Annotated in this window: 18 protein-coding genes and 1 pseudogene; 17 read left to right on the forward strand and 2 right to left on the reverse strand. The window is 68.8% G+C overall.

Features of this window, described 5'->3' with window-relative positions; all coding sequences use genetic code 11:
- The first annotated feature begins 20 nt into the window (after nucleotides 1-20).
- The gene (locus tag ABZ622_RS09780; protein ID WP_360541830.1) at nucleotides 21-605 is read left to right on the forward strand and encodes a class I SAM-dependent methyltransferase; all 585 of its coding nucleotides are present in this window, start codon (nucleotides 21-23) and stop codon (nucleotides 603-605) included.
- On the opposite strand, the gene ABZ622_RS09785 is transcribed toward ABZ622_RS09780, so the two are convergent.
- A complete protein-coding gene (locus tag ABZ622_RS09785; protein ID WP_360541831.1) occupies nucleotides 584-1,228 on the reverse strand; it encodes a TetR/AcrR family transcriptional regulator C-terminal domain-containing protein in 645 nt (214 codons plus the stop codon). The genes ABZ622_RS09780 and ABZ622_RS09785 overlap by 22 nt on opposite strands.
- Before the next feature lie 125 nt (nucleotides 1,229-1,353).
- On the opposite strand from ABZ622_RS09785, the gene ABZ622_RS09790 reads away from it, so the two are divergent.
- The 13 genes and pseudogenes from ABZ622_RS09790 to ABZ622_RS09850 form a co-directional block, all read left to right on the forward strand.
- Nucleotides 1,354-2,298, forward strand: a complete 945-nt coding sequence (locus ABZ622_RS09790) for an alpha/beta hydrolase (RefSeq protein ID WP_360541832.1) — start codon at nucleotides 1,354-1,356, stop codon at nucleotides 2,296-2,298.
- Nucleotides 2,299-2,353: 55 nt separating this feature from the next.
- The gene (locus ABZ622_RS09795) at nucleotides 2,354-2,848 is read left to right on the forward strand and encodes a hypothetical protein (RefSeq protein ID WP_360541833.1); all 495 of its coding nucleotides are present in this window, start codon (nucleotides 2,354-2,356) and stop codon (nucleotides 2,846-2,848) included.
- Complete coding sequence (locus tag ABZ622_RS09800) at nucleotides 2,845-3,645, forward strand: NAD(P)-binding domain-containing protein (RefSeq protein ID WP_360541834.1); 801 nt, start codon at nucleotides 2,845-2,847, stop codon at nucleotides 3,643-3,645. The genes ABZ622_RS09795 and ABZ622_RS09800 overlap by 4 nt, the downstream gene beginning before the upstream one ends.
- 212 nt (nucleotides 3,646-3,857) lie before the next feature.
- Nucleotides 3,858-4,364, forward strand: coding sequence for a DUF2004 domain-containing protein (locus tag ABZ622_RS09805; protein WP_360541835.1), 507 nt, complete (start codon nucleotides 3,858-3,860; stop codon nucleotides 4,362-4,364).
- Nucleotides 4,365-5,371: 1,007 nt separating this feature from the next.
- A complete protein-coding gene (locus tag ABZ622_RS09810) occupies nucleotides 5,372-5,674 on the forward strand; it encodes a hypothetical protein (RefSeq protein WP_360541836.1) in 303 nt (100 codons plus the stop codon).
- Between the two features lie 216 nt (nucleotides 5,675-5,890).
- Nucleotides 5,891-6,103, forward strand: a complete 213-nt coding sequence (locus ABZ622_RS09815; protein ID WP_360541837.1) for a DUF4158 domain-containing protein — start codon at nucleotides 5,891-5,893, stop codon at nucleotides 6,101-6,103.
- Between the two features lie 24 nt (nucleotides 6,104-6,127).
- Complete coding sequence (locus ABZ622_RS09820) at nucleotides 6,128-6,742, forward strand: hypothetical protein (protein ID WP_360541838.1); 615 nt, start codon at nucleotides 6,128-6,130, stop codon at nucleotides 6,740-6,742.
- An 18-nt stretch (nucleotides 6,743-6,760) separates the two neighbouring features.
- A complete protein-coding gene (locus tag ABZ622_RS09825) occupies nucleotides 6,761-7,324 on the forward strand; it encodes a site-specific integrase (protein WP_360541839.1) in 564 nt (187 codons plus the stop codon).
- Nucleotides 7,317-8,804, forward strand: a complete 1,488-nt coding sequence (locus tag ABZ622_RS09830) for a hypothetical protein (protein ID WP_360541840.1) — start codon at nucleotides 7,317-7,319, stop codon at nucleotides 8,802-8,804. The genes ABZ622_RS09825 and ABZ622_RS09830 overlap by 8 nt, the downstream gene beginning before the upstream one ends.
- Entirely contained in the window at nucleotides 8,756-9,799 is a 1,044-nt protein-coding gene (locus ABZ622_RS09835; RefSeq protein WP_360541841.1) for a site-specific integrase, read from the forward strand. The genes ABZ622_RS09830 and ABZ622_RS09835 overlap by 49 nt, the downstream gene beginning before the upstream one ends.
- Nucleotides 9,800-9,869: 70 nt before the next feature.
- The gene (locus ABZ622_RS09840; RefSeq protein ID WP_360541842.1) at nucleotides 9,870-11,492 is read left to right on the forward strand and encodes an alpha/beta fold hydrolase; all 1,623 of its coding nucleotides are present in this window, start codon (nucleotides 9,870-9,872) and stop codon (nucleotides 11,490-11,492) included.
- A 48-nt stretch (nucleotides 11,493-11,540) separates the two neighbouring features.
- Entirely contained in the window at nucleotides 11,541-12,239 is a 699-nt protein-coding gene (locus ABZ622_RS09845) for an alpha/beta hydrolase (RefSeq protein ID WP_360541843.1), read from the forward strand.
- Nucleotides 12,240-12,349: 110 nt separating this feature from the next.
- Nucleotides 12,350-13,829: pseudogene (locus ABZ622_RS09850) on the forward strand (Tn3 family transposase); the annotation flags it as partial.
- A 45-nt stretch (nucleotides 13,830-13,874) separates the two neighbouring features.
- On the opposite strand, the gene ABZ622_RS09855 reads toward ABZ622_RS09850, so the two are convergent.
- The gene (locus ABZ622_RS09855; RefSeq protein WP_360541844.1) at nucleotides 13,875-14,480 is read right to left on the reverse strand and encodes a helix-turn-helix transcriptional regulator; all 606 of its coding nucleotides are present in this window, start codon (nucleotides 14,478-14,480) and stop codon (nucleotides 13,875-13,877) included.
- A 144-nt stretch (nucleotides 14,481-14,624) separates the two neighbouring features.
- On the opposite strand from ABZ622_RS09855, the gene ABZ622_RS09860 reads away from it, so the two are divergent.
- The 3 genes from ABZ622_RS09860 to ABZ622_RS09870 all read left to right on the forward strand — a co-directional run bounded on the left by ABZ622_RS09860 (nucleotide 14,625) and on the right by ABZ622_RS09870 (nucleotide 16,611).
- On the forward strand, nucleotides 14,625-15,611 hold the full coding sequence (locus tag ABZ622_RS09860; RefSeq protein WP_360541845.1) for an alpha/beta hydrolase: 987 nt from the start codon (nucleotides 14,625-14,627) through the stop codon (nucleotides 15,609-15,611).
- Between the two features lie 182 nt (nucleotides 15,612-15,793).
- Complete coding sequence (locus ABZ622_RS09865; protein WP_360541846.1) at nucleotides 15,794-16,480, forward strand: recombinase family protein; 687 nt, start codon at nucleotides 15,794-15,796, stop codon at nucleotides 16,478-16,480.
- The gene (locus ABZ622_RS09870; protein WP_360541847.1) at nucleotides 16,480-16,611 is read left to right on the forward strand and encodes a hypothetical protein; all 132 of its coding nucleotides are present in this window, start codon (nucleotides 16,480-16,482) and stop codon (nucleotides 16,609-16,611) included. Before ABZ622_RS09865 ends, ABZ622_RS09870 begins: the two co-directional genes overlap by 1 nt.
- Nucleotides 16,612-16,781: the final 170 nt, after the last annotated feature.

The raw sequence follows: 16,781 nt of genomic DNA on the forward strand, positions 1-16,781 counted from the left end.
CCCTCCCTAGCGTTGTCGTCATGAACACCGACCACGCTGAACTGTGCGCGAGCCCGGAGTGGGCCGCCCATCTCCATGACGAGGTACTGCCGCTGGCCGTCGCGCGTGCCGATCTCGGGAAGGAGCTGCTGGAGGTCGGCCCCGGTCCGGGAGCGGCGACCGAATGGCTGCGGACCAGGGTCGACCGCCTGGTGGCCGTGGAGATCGAGGCCGAGGCGGCGTCGCTGCTGGCCGGCCGGTTCTCCGGGACGAACGTGGAGGTTCACCGAGGGAGCGGCACCGCGCTGGAGTTCGCGGACGGCTCCTTCGACTCGGCGGCGTCGTTCACGATGCTGCACCACGTACCGACAACGGCTCTCCAGAACGCCCTCCTCGCGGAAATTTTCCGGGTGCTCAAACCGGGCGGAGTGCTCGTCGGGGCCGACAGCCTGCCGAGCCAGTCGCTGCACGCGTTCCACAAGGACGACACCTACAACCCGGTGGAGCCGGCCGCGCTCCTCGTACGCCTCCAGACGTTGGGCTACGTCGACATCACGCTCTGCGTGGGCAGCCGGCTGACGTTCTCCGCGCACAAGCCCCCCGCTCAGGACGAGCGAGCCGCCTGACCCCTGATCCCGTCGAGCACGATGTCGAGCATCCGGTCGAACTCCGCGACGGATCCGAAGTCGGCCCACCGGGGTGCGAGGGCGGCCATGCCCGGGTGTGTGCCGGAGTCGAACTCGGGCACAGGAGCCGGCCCGTCGGGGCCACCGCCGGTGCAGGCCAGCAAGTGCCCGTTGAGGAAGCCGAACAGCACCATCGGGGCGTCCGCCGCCACCCGCTCGGGCAGGCCGGCCGCACGCATCGCGGCGACCAGGCTCTCCAGGGCGGAGATGGCCACCGGCGAGGTCTGGGCGCGGGTGGCCAGCATCGGGAACACCCGAGGATGCCGGTACGCCATGTCCCGGTAGGAGTGGGCCGTTCGCCGGGCGACCTCCTCCCAGTCGTGCGGCGCGCCATCGGGAGCGGGTGCCACCACCTCGGTGAGCACGGCCTCGCAGATCACGTCCAGCAGCGCGGCTTTGCCCTTGACGTGGTGGTAGAGCGACATCGGATCGACCCCGAGCTCCTCGGCGAGTCGCCGTACCCCGAAACGCTCAAGGCCGTCGCGATCCACGAGCGCGACGGCTGCGGTCGCGATCCGCTCCCGGTCGAGCCCCGCCGAGGTGCCCCGTGCACGTCTGGCCACACCCACTCCTCCCTGTCCCCCTTGCCTGTCCCCCTTGCCAAACCTACGTCGTAGAACTTAGCGTGCACAACGAAACCTACGCCGTAGGTTTCGTTGTGTTTTGCCGAAGGACACGGAGGAGAGACATGAGCGGGACCACTGCCGCGGAACGGCCACCCCAGCCGGACTGGTCGTCGGTGACGGCCGAGAGCCTGGCCGCCTACCGGGTCGCCGAGAACCGTTTCCGGGCGTCCGACGCGGCCCGGTCGGTCCTGGGGCGGCCCCATCCCGGCGCCACGATCGACTGGCAACAGGTGACGCTGCCCGGCCATGACGTTCCGGTGCGTGTGTACCGGCCCAGCGGCGCATCCCAGGACCCCCTCCCCCTCGTACTCCATGTGCACGGAGGGGGATTCGTGGGCACGGCCGCCCAGTGCGACTGGGCCAACAGCCACCTCGCCGCCCGGCTGCCCGCGGTCCTCGTCTCGGTCGAGCACCGGCTCCTGGACTGGGAGACCTCGCTCTCCGCGGCCGCCGACGACGGCTGGGACGCGCTCCAGCACGTGGTGCGGCACGCCGAGCGGTGGGGTGTCGACCCGGCGCGGGTGGCCGTCTTCGGCGAGAGCTGCGGCGCGTTGATCAGCGCCCTGTCGGCGATCCGCGCCCGGGAGGCCGGCCTGCGGCTCGCGGCGCAGGTGCTGGTCAACCCCGCGGTCGATGTGACCGGGACGATGTACGAGTACGAGTCGATGGCCGAGTACGGGTACGGCCAGGGCCTCGCCGTCCCACAGCTGAAACTGTTCCAGCGCCTCGCCGTACCGCCGCAGGCCGATGCGCGCAAGCTCTCACCGTTGTACGCCGAGGAGTTGGGCGGGCTCGCGCCGGCGCTCGTGGTGGTACCGACCCAGGACGCGGTGGCCGATCACGGCCGCCGCTACGCCGAGCGGCTGCGCGCGGCAGGAACGGCGGTGCGGCTCACCGAATACCCGGAAGCGGTGCACGCGTTCCTCAGCCTGCCGGGGGTGCAGCCGCAGGCCGAGCCCGCCCGCGCGGAGATCCTCGAATTCCTCCGCGCGGCCCTGATGGAGTGAGGGTCGACCGATGTGCTCCGACGGACGTGACATGGCACGGAACGGAAGTACTCCGATGACGAAGACAGCCCACACCCGAGGGGCAATCGGCGTGATGTACACGGGACTTGGGCTCACCGTCATCGCGGCTGCCGCCCCGTACGCCGACCGCGCCACCACCCATCTGCTGGCCGACCACGTCCGAGCCGGATATCCGGCCTACTCCCAGGCCCGGGTGGACTCGGCCGTCAGCACCTGCCTCGTCCTGCTGTCCGTCATCGGAGCGCTCGGCATTCTGGCCTGGTCCGCGGCGGCCCGGGCCGTCACGGCGGGCAGACGATGGGCCCGCCCCGCCTCGACCGTGCTGTTCGTGCTCGGCACAGGCACCGGACTGATCGGGCTGCTCACCAGGGACACCTCCGGCACAACCGGCCTGCCACCGAGCCTGGGCTGGGCCGGGGTCGCCCCTTGTCTGGCGGGCGCCCTGGCAATCACCCTGCTGTGGAGGAATCCGCGAGACCTCACGGACGCGGGCCACGGCCACCACACACCGGAGCGGACGACACCGTGAAACGTATCGGCATCATCGGAGTGGGAGAGATCGGCCGGGCCCTCGTGGAGGGCCTGTGCGACGCGGCCTGCCCGGCGCCCGAGGTGTTCCTCTCGCCGCGCGGCGCCCGCACCGCCGCCGAACTCTCCGAGCGGTTCGACGGCGTACACATCTGCGTCGACAACCAACAGGTCGCGGACCGCGCCGAGTTGATCATCATCGCCGTACGCCGCGAGGACCGCCACGAGGCGCTGAACGGTCTGCGAGTGGACGGCGCCAAGGTGGTGGTCAACGTGATGGCCGGGGTCTCGAACGACAACCTGCGCGGCATGCTCGCCACCGACGCCCCGCTGGTACGCGCCATCCCGCTGCCTTCCGTGCGCGACCGCCGCTCCGTCACTGTGACGTACCCGGCGCACCCGGCCGTCGACGCCTTCTTCGAGCAGCTCGGCGGGGCACTTCCGGTCGCGGACGAGGCAGCCTTCGACGTCTTCTCCGCACTGACCGGGACACTCACCACCCACTACGCGTACCTCGCCGCACTCACCTCATGGGCCGCCGGACACGGCATCCCCGCCGCCGACGCGGAACACTATGTGCGGGGTCTCTTCCAGGCCGTCGGCCGCGCCCTGGGCGACGAGACCCGCTCCCTGCGACAACTCGCCGCCGACCACGAAACTCCCAAGGGCAACAACGAACGCATCCGGACCACTTGGTTCGACCACACCAATGCCGCCACCCTCGACAGCGCACTGGACGGCCTCCTCACCGACCTGCGGTCCCGGCAGGATCCCGGCACAGGCCCCGCGACAGAATGAGAGACAGCACGCCCGGCCGATCGGCGTCAGCGTCGCTGCCTGGGCGCCCCGGACCGGCCGCACGCGGGCGGATCGCGCACGGACAGGCAACGCCGGAGGCGCTGTACCGGCAGAACCGCCACCCGCGCGGAACGACCGGGCCGTATCGTGGGCCAGGAACGCTCACTGCTTCTCAAGCCATACCGGTACCGTCCATCGGAATGACAGGCCCCATGAAGAGCATCGATCACCCCTACTTCGGGCACCTTGAGGCTCCGTCGGCGGACGAGACGGAAGTCATCTGGGAAGGCGCGGCCTCGCTGGGAAGCAGCAAGGTCGAAGCCTGGCTGTGGGCCGGCCCCGACTCCGGGCTGGACGTGGGCGAACTGGACGCGTTCGCGACGCACCTGGCCCATCTGCCGGCCCTGGACACCGCGGCCCGGGCGGCGATCCGCGAGAACCTGCGGCAGGATCGCTACTTCATCGACCACCACGCCGACGAACTCGACGACGCCGAAGTGATCAGGCGCCTCACCCGTGAAGCGAACGGCGAAGCGATCAGCGCCGACGCGTTCACCGCAGCCATGCACCCCGTTCGGATCGGGCTGTGGCACCTGACCGGCGAGGCCAAGGCCCGGATCGTCATGGACTACACGATCGACGCCGAGACCAGTGACGAGCTCCTTGCCGTCAAGATGGCCGACGACGGGACCGTGGCATCCGTCGACTGGGAAAGCTGACGGCGACGGCGTCAGCCCCGCTTCGGCGGCAGCGACCCGGCCAACAGGGCGGAGCGCGTTGTGTGTTGTGCAGCCTCTCAGTGGCGAGCGCGCCAGACCTCAGGTTCGACCATGCCGTTGCCACCACCCTCGACAGCCCGATCGACGGCCTCCCCACCGAGCCGCGGTGCTCGAACAAGGAGCGCGACCCAGGTCACACCGCGAACCGACCCGTGCCCCGACGAGCCATCCCGCGATCCCAGCACGGAAAGAAAGCCAGAGGCTCGACCCCGAAGAAAAGCCAGAGGCTCGACCCCGAAGAGAGGACGACGCCATCCGGTTTCGGTGACTCACCATGGATAGCGGGGCGAACAAGGTCTCCCTCATACATCAACGACCTGGCCGAAGACTCCCGCACCTGCCCCCTGCCGGAAGCCTCCGAAGCTCCCGCCGGCGACAACGTCTTCGCCGCCCCCACCTGGATCGACGAGCGCTGCGACTTCGTAAACACCCGGACCCCGCCCGTGATCCTGTCATCCTCGATCGCTATGCACCGATCGCGGTCGACCCCGGTCACTCCAAGAAACGGACGGGAACAACGGAGAACGAAAGAGGCAACGGGCAACACCGCCGAACCCTGATTCTCCAGGCGCGCGTCGTGCCGGACTCACTTTCGGATGCGGACCGAAACGACGCCGTCACAGCAGGTGTTCGCCGTCGGGTTTCGTGTCGACCGGTGATCGTCGGACGACGGCTCCCGTGAGGGCGGACGGCTCTCGCGGTCACTGTTCAAGGGGAGGCTGACGCGGAACCCTCTGATCACCGCCCGACGCGTCGCATCGCGCCCCGGTTTCTTCGGGCTGCCCGCGACCGGTGACGCACCAGGCGGCGTCCCTCCATCCGCACGCCCTCCCGTGGATGCGCCATGCCGTCCACACAGTCGGGACCTCATGGCCCGGGCGGACCGGAGTCCCGGTCCACGGCCCCGTGCCTGTTCACCCCGTCCTCCTTTCACGAAGGGAACCTTCATGCCCGACATCTTCGTCAACTACCGCACAGGCGACGAGGAGTCCGCAGCGACCGTGATCGCTCGGGAACTCGCCCTTCGGTTCGGCGACGAGCGGATCTTCTTCGCCGGCAGCTCGATCGAGCCCGGACGCCGTTTCCCAGTGGAACTGGTCAGGGCGGTGGAGGAGTGTGAGGCTCTCCTCGCCGTGATCGGCCCGCGCTGGGCGGAGGTGCGGGGGCCGACGGCCGCCCCGCCCTCGAAGCCGAGCAGGACTGGACGCGTCGCGAGATCCAGACCGCGCTCGACCGCGGGATCCTGGTGATCCCCGTGCTCGCCGGAAAGGCCACGAGGATCGACCGCTCCGTCCTTCCGGACGATCTGCTGGAGCTGGCGGACCGCCAGTACCGGGCGTGTGTAGTTGAGGTACAGGAAATCCCGGTGAGAACGATCATGGTCGTCTAGCGCACGTGATCGGCCTGTTGCGGGGGTTCGGAGGAAGATCCTCGATCGCTGTCGGGGCATGGCTACCGTCCGCCGCATGCCAGTGGAATTTTTAACTGATGAGCAGGCCGAGGCGTACGGGACGTTCACCGAGGTGCCCACCCGCCCGGAACTGGAGCGGTTCTGCTTCCTCGACGATGACGACCGTGACCTGATCGCCCTGCGTCGTACGGACGCACATCGCCTGGGCATGGCCTTGCAGATCTGGTGTGTTAACTGCACCAGTGTCTCCGATCACGGAGCGAGATGATCTCCGCCTGCAAGGAAGAGTCTGTTGCAAGACCTGCATCGCCAGCTGATCGAGGGACGGGCCGATGTGCCGCGCGTCGGTTCGGTCGTCGAGCTGGAGTCCATACCTCGGTACACCGTTCTCGACGCTGACGGGTCTGCCGTCGCCCCCGTCGTTCCGTACCTCCGCGGCCTGATCCTGGACGACAACCGGCCGCTAACCGCCAAGAGTTACGCGTACGACCTGTTGCGCTGGTACCGGCTGCTGTGGTTCCTCGGCGTCCCCTGGGACCGGGCGACCGAGGCAGAAGCGTCCGCGTTGGTCGGATGGCTCCGGGTCGCCCCGAATCCGCAGCGCCGCCGACGGAACCCGAACGCACCGCTGCCCGGCTCGGTGAACCCCCGCACGGGCAAGCCGTACCTGAAGGCCGGCTACGCCCCCAGCACGATCAATCATTGTCTGACCGTGGTCAGCAGCTTCTACGCCTACCATCGGCATTACGGCCGGGGCCCGCTCGTCAACCCGGTTCCGGAGTCACGGGCGCAGCGCCGGGCCCTCGCTCACCGGGCCCCGGACAGCGAGGTCCCTCAATTCCGGCGGGCCAGGCTCCGCCAGCGGGTCCGGCGGACCGATCCCCGCTCGATTCCCGACTCGATGTAGGACGAGTTCTTCGGGGCGATGACCTGCGACCGTGACCGGGCCGCGGTCCTGCTCTACGTCTCCAGTGGCTCCCGCGCCAGCGAACTCCTCGGGGTCACCCCGGGAGACATCGACTGGGCCAAGCAACTGATCTGGGTGATCACCAAGGGGACCGACGACCGCGAGCCGGTCCCAGCCAGCGCACAGGCACTGACGATCCTGGCCGCATACCTCGACCACATCGGGCTGCCGCCGGCCGAGGAGCCGGTTCTCCGCACGCGGCGGGGCCCAGACCGGCCGCTGACCTACTGGGCGATGCGGCGTGTGATCCAGCGCGCGAACGAGAGACTCGGCACGAACTGGACCCTGCACGATCTGCGGCACACCGCCGCGACTCGGATGGCGAACGACCTCAACCTCAACCTCGCCCAGGTCCGCGCGATCATGCGGCACACGGACCTGGCCACCACCGGCCGCTACCTCAATGCCCGAGTGGAGGACCTTTTCGACGCCCTGCAGGCCCACTACAACCGCCCGCGGGTGCAACGGACCTTCGCCGCTGGTTACGACCCCGACGACGTCAAGGCGGTGTTCGGTGCCTAACCGCACGACGGTAGAGACCTATACAGTCCGCAACCGGCGCCAGAACTACGACCCGGCGCCCAATCAGACGGAGCCGAGAAGGTTCACGAGCGCATCGCTGAAGGCGGCCCCAGCTCCCCGGCCCGCGAAGCCTCCGGCCCCGTTCGGGGACCTGTCGCAGGCCAGCATCGACGATCTGTGCGGGCTCGCTCGTCACGCGTGGCCGAACCAGGGCCGCTCCCTGGTGGAGAAACGCACGGCCGGCATCCGGATGCTCTTCGGGCACCTGGAGTCGCTGGCGGGGCAGACCTGGCAGGAGCACTGGGAAGCCAGCGGGTTCAACGCGGAGAACGCCCTCTCGGTCAATGTCCTGGGACGGCCAGGGGCCGGCTACGACGGCAGCAACATGGTCTCGGCGCTGAAGATGGCGTTCGCCGCCCGGATCATCCAGCCCTCGCTCTCCGGGTTCCGGGCGAACAAGTTCTCCGACTACGCCGAGCCGTTCCGGAAGATCCAGCAGGACCACCGGCTGGACGAGTTCTTCAAGACTGTCGACGCTCAAGAGCGGCTCACCACGATGCACCGGCAGCGGGCGAAGTTCGATCTGACCTGCGCACTCACGACGCAGGGCCTCGACCTGGAGGGTCTGACCCCGTCGGCCCTGCTGCACTACTCGCTGGAGAACAAACGTCTGGGGCTGACGCCCGGTGCGACCAAGAGAACCACGCGTTTCGCGGCCCTGGGCGCCTGGGAGATCCTGCACAGGATGGGGCACTTCCCTCCTGGAACGGCCCCGACCCTGAGGACGTTCATCTATGACGGTCAGCGAAGCGTCGAGGAACTCGTCGACCGCTACAACATCAAGAACGCCGCAGTCCGGCAGCTCCTGATCGACTACCTCGCCCGGCGCAAGGCCGACACCGACTACATCACCCTCGAAGGTCTCGCCCGTCAACTGGCCAGCTTGTTCTGGGCCGTCATCGAGGAACTCAACCCCGAGCAGAAGGACCTGAACCTCAGCCAGGAGCTCTACGACCAGTGGCGGGCCGAGATCCAGTACTGGCGGAAGAACGGTAAGACCGACCGGACCCGGCTGCGAAAAGACGCTGCCTCTGTGCTGCTGGCCGTTCGCTGCCTCTACGTCGACCTTCACAGTTGGGCCGTCGCCGAACCGGAGCGGTGGGCTCGGTGGGTGGCTCCCTGCCCGATCCTGCCGCGAGATCTCAAGGGGTTAGGCAAGCGGCGCCGCGAGATCAACCGGCGGATGGCCGACCGCACCCGCGCTCGCCAGCCTCTGTTGCCAGTCCTCGTCCGACACGTTGAGGACCGTTACGAGCACCTGGCGGACCTGCTCGAGGCTGCCCGTCCCGTCCCCTTGGGCAAGCCCTTCGAGCATCAGGGCGTCGCTACAGCCGCACAGATTCCCGCGAGGACCGCCGCCGGGCCAAGACCTTGGCCGAGCCGTCCGTCCGGATCATCGACCACAGCACCGGCGAGATGATCAACGTGACCATGGCGGAGGAATCCGCGTTCTGGGAGTGGGTGGCCGTTGAGATCCTGCGGCACAGCGGCATCCGGGTCGAAGAGCTCGTTGAACTCACCCACCTCAGCATTCGCCAATACGAACGGCCCAACGGCGAGGTCATCGCCCTCCTGGTCGTCGCCCCGTCGAAGAGTGAACGCGAGCGGGTCATCCCGTTGTCCGCCGAGCTGTTCCATGCCGTCGCGCAGATCATCCGCCGCCAGACCCGCAACGGCCAGGCCATTCCCCTCGTGACCCGCTACGACTCGCACGAGAAGCTCTGGTCAGAACCCATGCCGTTTCTGTTCCAGCGTCAGTTGGGGACAGTCCGCAACGTCATCGCCCCGCACACGATCCTCAACATGCTCGCGCGCAGCTGCGAGGAGACAGCCGAGAGCACCCCGGCATTCGTCGGCACCAAGTTCACACCGCACGACTTCCGCAGGCTCTTCGCGACCGAGATCGTCAACGGCGGCCTCCCCATCCACATCGGTGCCGCCCTCCTCGGACACCTGAATCTCCAGACGACACAGGGTTACGTCGCGGTCTTCGCCGAGGACATCGTCAAGCACTACCAGGAGTTCCTGAACCACCGCCGAGACCTGCGTCCCGAGCACGAGTACGGCGATGTCACCCCAGAGGCGTGGGCGGAGTTCGAGGAGCACTTCGACAAACGCAAGGTCGAACTCGGCAACTGCGCTCGTCCCTATGGATCGCCCTGTCAGCATGAACACGCCTGTGTACGTTGCCCGATGCTGCAGGTCAGCCCGAAGATGCTGCCGAGGCTCACAGAGATCGAGAAGGACCTGATCCTCCGTCGCAAGCGAGCCGAGGAGGAGCAGTGGCTCGGTGAGATCGAGGGCATCGACCTGACCCTTACCTTCGTCCGCACCAAGCAGGCCGACGCCGCCCGCCTCACGCGCCGAACCCCCGTCGCCCTCGGCATCCCAACCGTCCCATCCCCGAACAGATGACGCCCAGGGGCGGACTTCCGGCGGTGACACTCCCGAAAGGCGGAGGCCACGTCGTGAGTGAATAGGGGGCATGCTCTTCGACTTCACGCACGACCACGACGGTGAACGGCTCAGCGGTGTGTACGGCGGTGATCCTTCCGGGGTCACCGCCGTGGTGCTGCATGGCGCGGGCAACAGCAGCATGGAGCGACTGCTCCCACTGGTGCGGGAGTTCGTGGCCCACGGCTGCCGAGGGGTCGCCTTCGACTTCTCCGGGCACGGCAAAAGCACCGGAAAGCTCAGTGAGTTAAGCCTGCGGCGACGGTTCGAGCAGGCCGTCGCGGTGATCGACGCGTATGGCGGGGCGGAGGGGCCGCTGGTCCTGATGGGTTTCAGCATGAGCGGGCAGACGGTGGCGGATCTCGTCGCCCACTACGGGGATCGGGTGGCGGCGCTGGGGCTGTGCGCGCCCGCCGTGTATACCGTCGAGGCGTGGGACGTGCCCTTCGAGGACGGGGACGGCCGGTTCAGCGGGATCATCCGGCGGCCGGACAGCTGGCGTGAGGCGCCCGCGTTTCAGGTGCTGCGGGCGTACGAGGGCCGGGCGGTGCTCGCCGTGCCGGGCACGGACGCGGTGATCCCGACGGCGGTGACCGAGGCCGTACAGGACGCGCTGGCCGCCCGCTCCCAGTACACGCGGTTCGACCTTCCGGACGCACAGCACCAGCTGGGGATGTGGTTCCGCGATCACAGCGAGGACCGGCGGGAGTTCGTTGAGGCGGTGCTGACCGGCCTCGACGACCACGGCTGGTCAGCTACACATGCGTGGGTTGCCAAGCAGCTCGGCAACGGCCGCAAGGTCACCGGCTTGCGCCTCCTGTCCGGTGGCTGGAGCTCCCAGATGCGCCGGCTCACGCTCGACGACGGCACTGCCCTGGTGCAACGGACCTTCGTAAAGCCGTTCTTCCGCCACCACGGGCCCGGACTGCTGGCCCGCGAGGCGTCCGTCCTGACTCTGCTCATCGGGCAGGAGAGCATCCCGGCGCCCGATTTCGTCGCCGTGGACGCCACGGCCGAACACTGCAACCACCCGACCCTGTTGATGTCAGCGCTGCCTGGACGCGTCCGTGTGGACGAGGACGACCTCGACCGGCGCCTGGACCTGCTCGCGGCCCAGCTCGTCAGCATCCACAACGTCCTACCGGACGAAAGACCGCGCACGTACCAGGCGTGGACGTCCCCGGAACGCGTCCGCACGCCGAACGGCCCTCTGTGGGAGCGGGCCGTCGACGTGATCCGCCGCGACCCGCCGCCGTACGACGGCTGCTTCCTGCACCGCGACTTCCACCCCGGGAACGTGCTCTTCACGGGAGCCGGTCCCAAGCTGCGTATCACCGGTGTCGTGGACTGGGTCGAGACCTCATGGGGACCTGCCGACCTGGACGTGGCGCACTGCTCGACCGCGCTCGCGCTGCTGCACGGGCCGGCGTACGGGCTGGACTTCCGCGAGCGGTACGAGGCACACGGCGGCCGCGGCCTCGCCGACAACCCCGACCACCTGTACTGGCGGCTGCTCGACGCCCTGCACTACTGCCCCGACGCAGCGAAACTGGCCGGGCCGTGGCGTGAACTGGGCCGGGATGATCTGACGTCCGATGTGCTGGCAGAACGGCTGGAGGCGTACGTGGACGGACTGCTGCAGCGATACGCCTGACCGACCCGTGGATCACTCGTCTGACACCGACCCGAGGAGACGTGCGCATTGGCCGCCGTGGTGCTCGTTCATGGCCTGTATCACCGTCCCGAACACTTCGCCCTGGTGGCAGAACCTTTGCGGAATGCAGGAACGGAGATCGTCGTTCCGGAGCTCCACAAGGGCTCATTGTCGGCTGACACAGCCGCGGTCCAGGCCGTCGTCGACTCGCTACCGGAGCCTCCGATTGTGCTCGGTCACTCCTACGGCGGGTCAGTGATCACTGGGCTGCGCGGGGCGGGACACCTGGTCTACCTGGCAGCCTTCGTGCCGGATGCCGGCGAAAGCGCGGCCACTCTGGGTGGCGCCTCCCCGCAGCTCAAGGAGGCGATCAGCCCTGAGCCTGACGGCTCGACCAGCCTGTACCCCGACCGGGCTGCCGACACCCTCTACAGCGACTGTCCCGAACCTCTCGCCGCCTGGGCGGTTGGCTTGCTGCGTGCGCAAGCCTCCGGCTGCGGGCGCGGCATCCCAGAGCGCCACAGCTGGAAGCACGCGTCCTCCACCTACATCGTCTGCGCGCAGGACCGGGCCATCGACCCGGTCCTGCAGCGGAAGATGGCCTTGCGCTGCACCTACGTGCGCGAGTGGCAGACGGGCCACTCCCCATTCGTAGGACAGCCCGATCTCATCGTCGAACTCCTGCAGGAACTGCTCGCCGCCAACACCTCGCGCCAGCCAGATGATGGAGTCACGACCGCTCGTTGATATCCCAGGTGCAGACAGCTGCGCGATCAAGCGGTGGACTTGGCCGCGATCCCTCGCCTGCCAGGCCTCCGCCTTCAAAACTCGCCCGGCTTGACTTAGTGCAGAGAAGCACGGTCCGCTACATCGGCCGGTTCTTGGGTGAGGACCCACTCGCGGTGCCGTGGGAGGCCGTGGAGTACCTGGCCGGGCAGCTCGGCATCGCCGACGCCTCGTGCGTGAAGCGGTACCCGGAGCGCCGGTCGACGGTGTACGAGCACGCGGCGGAGATCCAGAAGCGGTTCAAGTACCGGGACTTCACGGATCGGAAGTGGGGTCGGGAGTTCCGCGGCTTCCTGTACGGGCGGGCGTGGACGCATGCCGAGGGGCCTGTGGCGCTGTTCAACCACGCGGTGACGTGGCTGCGGAAGAACCGGGTGCTACTGCCCGGAGTTTCGGTGTTGGCCCGGCAGGTGTCGGAGGCCCGGACGGTTGCCGAGCGGCGCTTGTACGAGGCGGTGGCCCGCGCCGCGTTCCGGGCCGATACCCTCGCCGCGGCGAACGCCGCGCTGATCGCCGCGCAGTCCCGCATCGAGCTGGCCCAGATGTGGGGCGGCGGACTGCTCGCCTCCGTCGACGGCCTGCGGTTCGTCGTCCCCGTCAAGAGCATCAACACCGGCCCTTCGCCCAAGTATTACGGTTACAAACGCGGCGTGACCTGGCTCAATGCAGTAAACGACCAGGTGGCGGGGATCGGCGCGATGGTGGTGCGCGGCACGCCGCGCGACAGCCTGTACACGCTGGACACCCTGCTGAACCTCGACGGCGGGGTGAAGCCGGAGATGGTCGCGACCGACAACGCCTCGTACTCGGACATGGCCTTCGGCCTGTACAAGATGCTTGGCTTCCGCTTCGCCCCGCGCTTCCGGGACCTGGAAGACCAGCGGTTCTGGCGGGCCGACCTGCCCGACGACGGGGAGACGCCGGCCGCCGGGTACGGGCCGCTGGAGGCCGTCGCCTGCAACAAGGTCAACCTCAAGCGGATCGCCACGCACTGGCCGGACATGCTCCGGGTCGCCGGGTCGCTCATCACCAACCAGGTCCGGGCCTACGACCTGCTGCAGATGTTCGGCCGTGAGGGCCACCCCACCCCGCTGGGGGCCACGTTCGCCGAGTACGGGCGGATCGACAAGACCATGCACCTGCTCGCCTTGGTCGACCCGGTGGACGACACCTATCGCCGGCTCATGAACCGGCAGCTTGCCGTGCAGGAGTCCCGCCACCGCCTGGCCAGCGCGATCTGCCACGGCAGCCGGGGGCCAGATCCGACAGGCGTACCGTGAGGGCCAGGAGGATCAGTCGGCCAGTCCGGGTCTCGTTCTCAATGCCGTCGTGCTATGGAACACCCGCTACTTGGACGCTGCTGTTGCCCAACTCCGCGCCGAGGGCCACGACGTCAAGGACGAGGACGTCGCCCGGCTCTCCCCGCTCAAGGACAGGCACATCAACTTCCTGGGCCGCTACCTGTTCAACATCAAGGCCAGCGGCCCCGGCCAGGGCCTGCGCCCCTTCCGCGACCCCGACGCCGCTGAGGACAACGAGGAAGAGGCCTGACATCCCGGGCGTATCCAGGACGTCAGGCCGTTCGTTCGCTGCTTGCTACCGGGCCCTGGGGCCGGGGGCGGGCGGGGTGCGCGGTCGCAGGCGCTCTCCCTGCGGCCCGAACATGATCAGGTACTCGACCGGGCCGCCGGGGCCGGCGTTCGCGACCCCGTGGGGATTGCGGGTGTCGAACTCGGCGACGTCCCCGGCACTCAGGACGAGGTCCTGGTCGCCGAGTGCGAGCCACAGCCGCCCGTACAGGACGCACAGCCATTCCCAGCCATCGTGGGAGACCTGCCGGGGCCGCGCGGGCGGCTCCTGGACGGCGGGCAGGACGTGTTTGTGGGCGTGCAGGCCCCCGACGTACCGGGTCAGCGGCAGCACCGCCTTGTCGTCGCCGAAACGCTGGAGCGCGGAGGTGCGGGGCTCGGCGGCGGGGGCGGTGCCGGTCAGCTCGTCCAGGGAGACGCCGTACTCCTTCGCCAACTTCAACACCGCTTCCAGGGTGGGCTTGCGTCGGCTGGTCTCGATCCGCGACAGCGTGCTCGGGGAGATGCCGGTCGCGCAGCTGACGCCGGTGAGCGTGGAGCCGCGGTGTTCGCGCGCGGCCCGCAGCCGGGGGCCCATCGCCGCCAGCGTGTCGGCCACGTCGTCGCCTGTCACCCGCTCTGCCCCCTTCCGGACGTGCCGCTCCACCATCCTGTCCTGCAAGTTTGCCAGAGTGGCAAGGGTAATCGCGTCGGACGGTCGTCGCGCCGCATGATCGATGCGTACCTGCATCCACCCGCGAACCGAGGAGAAGCCCCCATGCAGCCCGAGCCGTCCGCCGCACTCCGCCACCGCACCGTCGAGGCCCCGGCCGGGCGCCTTCACCTGGTCGAGCAGGGCACCGGCCCGCTGGTCCTGCTCGTGCACGGCTTCCCCGAGTCCTGGTACTCCTGGCGCCGCCAGCTCCCGGCCCTCGCCGCGGCCGGCTACCGGGCGGTGGCAATCGACGTGCGCGGCTACGGCCGCTCCTCCAAGCCTGCGGCGACCGACGCCTACCGGATGCTGGACCTGGTGGAGGACAACGTCGCCCTCGTGCACGCCCTCGGCGAGGAGAACGCGGTGGTCGTCGGCCACGACTGGGGCTCCAACATCGCCGCCGCCTCCGCCCTGCTCCACCCCGAGGTCTTCCGGGCCGTCGCCCTGCTGAGCGTCCCGTACGCGCCACCCGGCGGCCCCCGCCCCACCGACATCTTCGGCCAGATCGGCGGCCCCGAGCAGGAGTTCTACGTCTCCTACTTCCAGGAGCCCGGCCGGGCCGAGATGGAGATCGAGCCTGACGTGCGGGGCTGGCTCGCGGGCTTCTACGCCGCCCTGTCCGCCGACACCATGCCCGCCCAGGGCGAGCCCGACCCGCACTTCGTCGCCCATGGCGGCCAGCTGCGTGACCGTTTCCCCGTCGGCATCCTCCCGGTCTGGCTGACCGAGGACGACCTCGACGTCTACGCCGGAGAGTTCGAGCGCACGGGTCTGACCGGCGCCCTCAACCGCTACCGCAACGTGGACCGCGACTGGGAAGACCTCGCCCCCCACCGCGGCGCCCCGATCAAGCAGCCGTCCCTGTTCATCGGCGGCGCCCTGGACGCCTCCACCACCTGGATGTCCGACGCTATCGACGCCTTCCCCACCACCCTCCCCGGCCTGACCGCCTCCCACCTCGTAGAGGGCTGCGGCCACTGGATCCAGCAGGAACGCCCCGAGGAGATCAACGGTCTGCTGACCGGCTGGCTCAACACCCTCAGGGGCTGAACCGTCAGGCGCGGCCGGGGCTTCTGTACACGGAACAGTTCGGCCCGCGTACCCAAGCGCAGCGGCTACGGCCGGGTGCTGCGTGATTCTCACGAATGATCAGTTGCGAGAGTTCTGCGAACGCCCCGGAGCCGCTCACGAATCCGCAGGTCGCCGTTTGCAGAACCCCTCGCAGAACCAGCATGTTGTGCGAGACGGTTCTGACAGACTGCGCGGGTGGATCTGACGCCCGATCAAGCGGCAAGCAGATCTTCTCCGAGAAGATCTCCACCCGGATCAAGACGCGGCCGGAGCTGGAGAAGGCGCTGAAGCTCGCGTACGACATCAAGGAGGCCGCCCCCGACCAGGAGGTGATCCTCAACGTCCACGAACTCAAGCGCCTCGCCCGCAACGCCGCTGAGCTGATGCCCCTCTCCGGCCAGCTTCAGGACGCCGGCGTCCAGCTCGAACTCCTCACCGGCCCGCTCACCGGCATCTACGACCCCAACGGCATGGGAGCGATGTTCTTCGCCGTGCTCGCCGTCGCCGCCCAACTCGACCGCAACTACATCCGAGAGAAGACCCTGGAGGGCCAGCAGACCGCCGCTGCCAAGGGCAACCACGGCGGACGCCCCGGGGTCGTCGGCGACGGCATGCTCACCTTCGCCGTCGCGCTGAAGAACAAGGGTGCCCCTGTCCCCGACATCGCGAAAAAGCTGTCGCTCAAGGCGGGCAAGAACGCGGGACGCCCCCGTCGGTCGCCTCTCTGTACCGGGCGCTCGCCGAAGCCGAGGAAGCCGCCACGTCCGACGACGCACAGGTCATCGGCCCGCGCCGCCCGGTCCGCACTCGCATCACCGGCCGCGGATGCGGCACCGACCCGGAGCTGATGGAACGGCTCACCGCACAAGTCCTCGACGGCGACACCGTGCTGGACGACCTGGCCCGCCAGGCTCAGCACGGCACCGATGACGTCATGGCCCAGCTGCTCTCACAGGCCCGGAACGGAAACTCGCAGTGATCCCCATGCCGCTGCACCGCTGGAAGGACCCCGGCCTCCTCGGCGCCACCGGCCCCGGGGAACGCGGTCCCTTCGGCCCCTGGCCCGAACCCGAAGAGGATGAGACCGCTGCCGTATGCAGCACACCCGGGCCTCATCAGGAGTGTGGAACCGCAGCAAGATCAATCTCG

The sequence above is a fragment of the Streptomyces sp. NPDC007164 genome, from assembly GCF_040634135.1.
GTDB classification, from domain to species: domain Bacteria; phylum Actinomycetota; class Actinomycetes; order Streptomycetales; family Streptomycetaceae; genus Streptomyces; species Streptomyces sanglieri.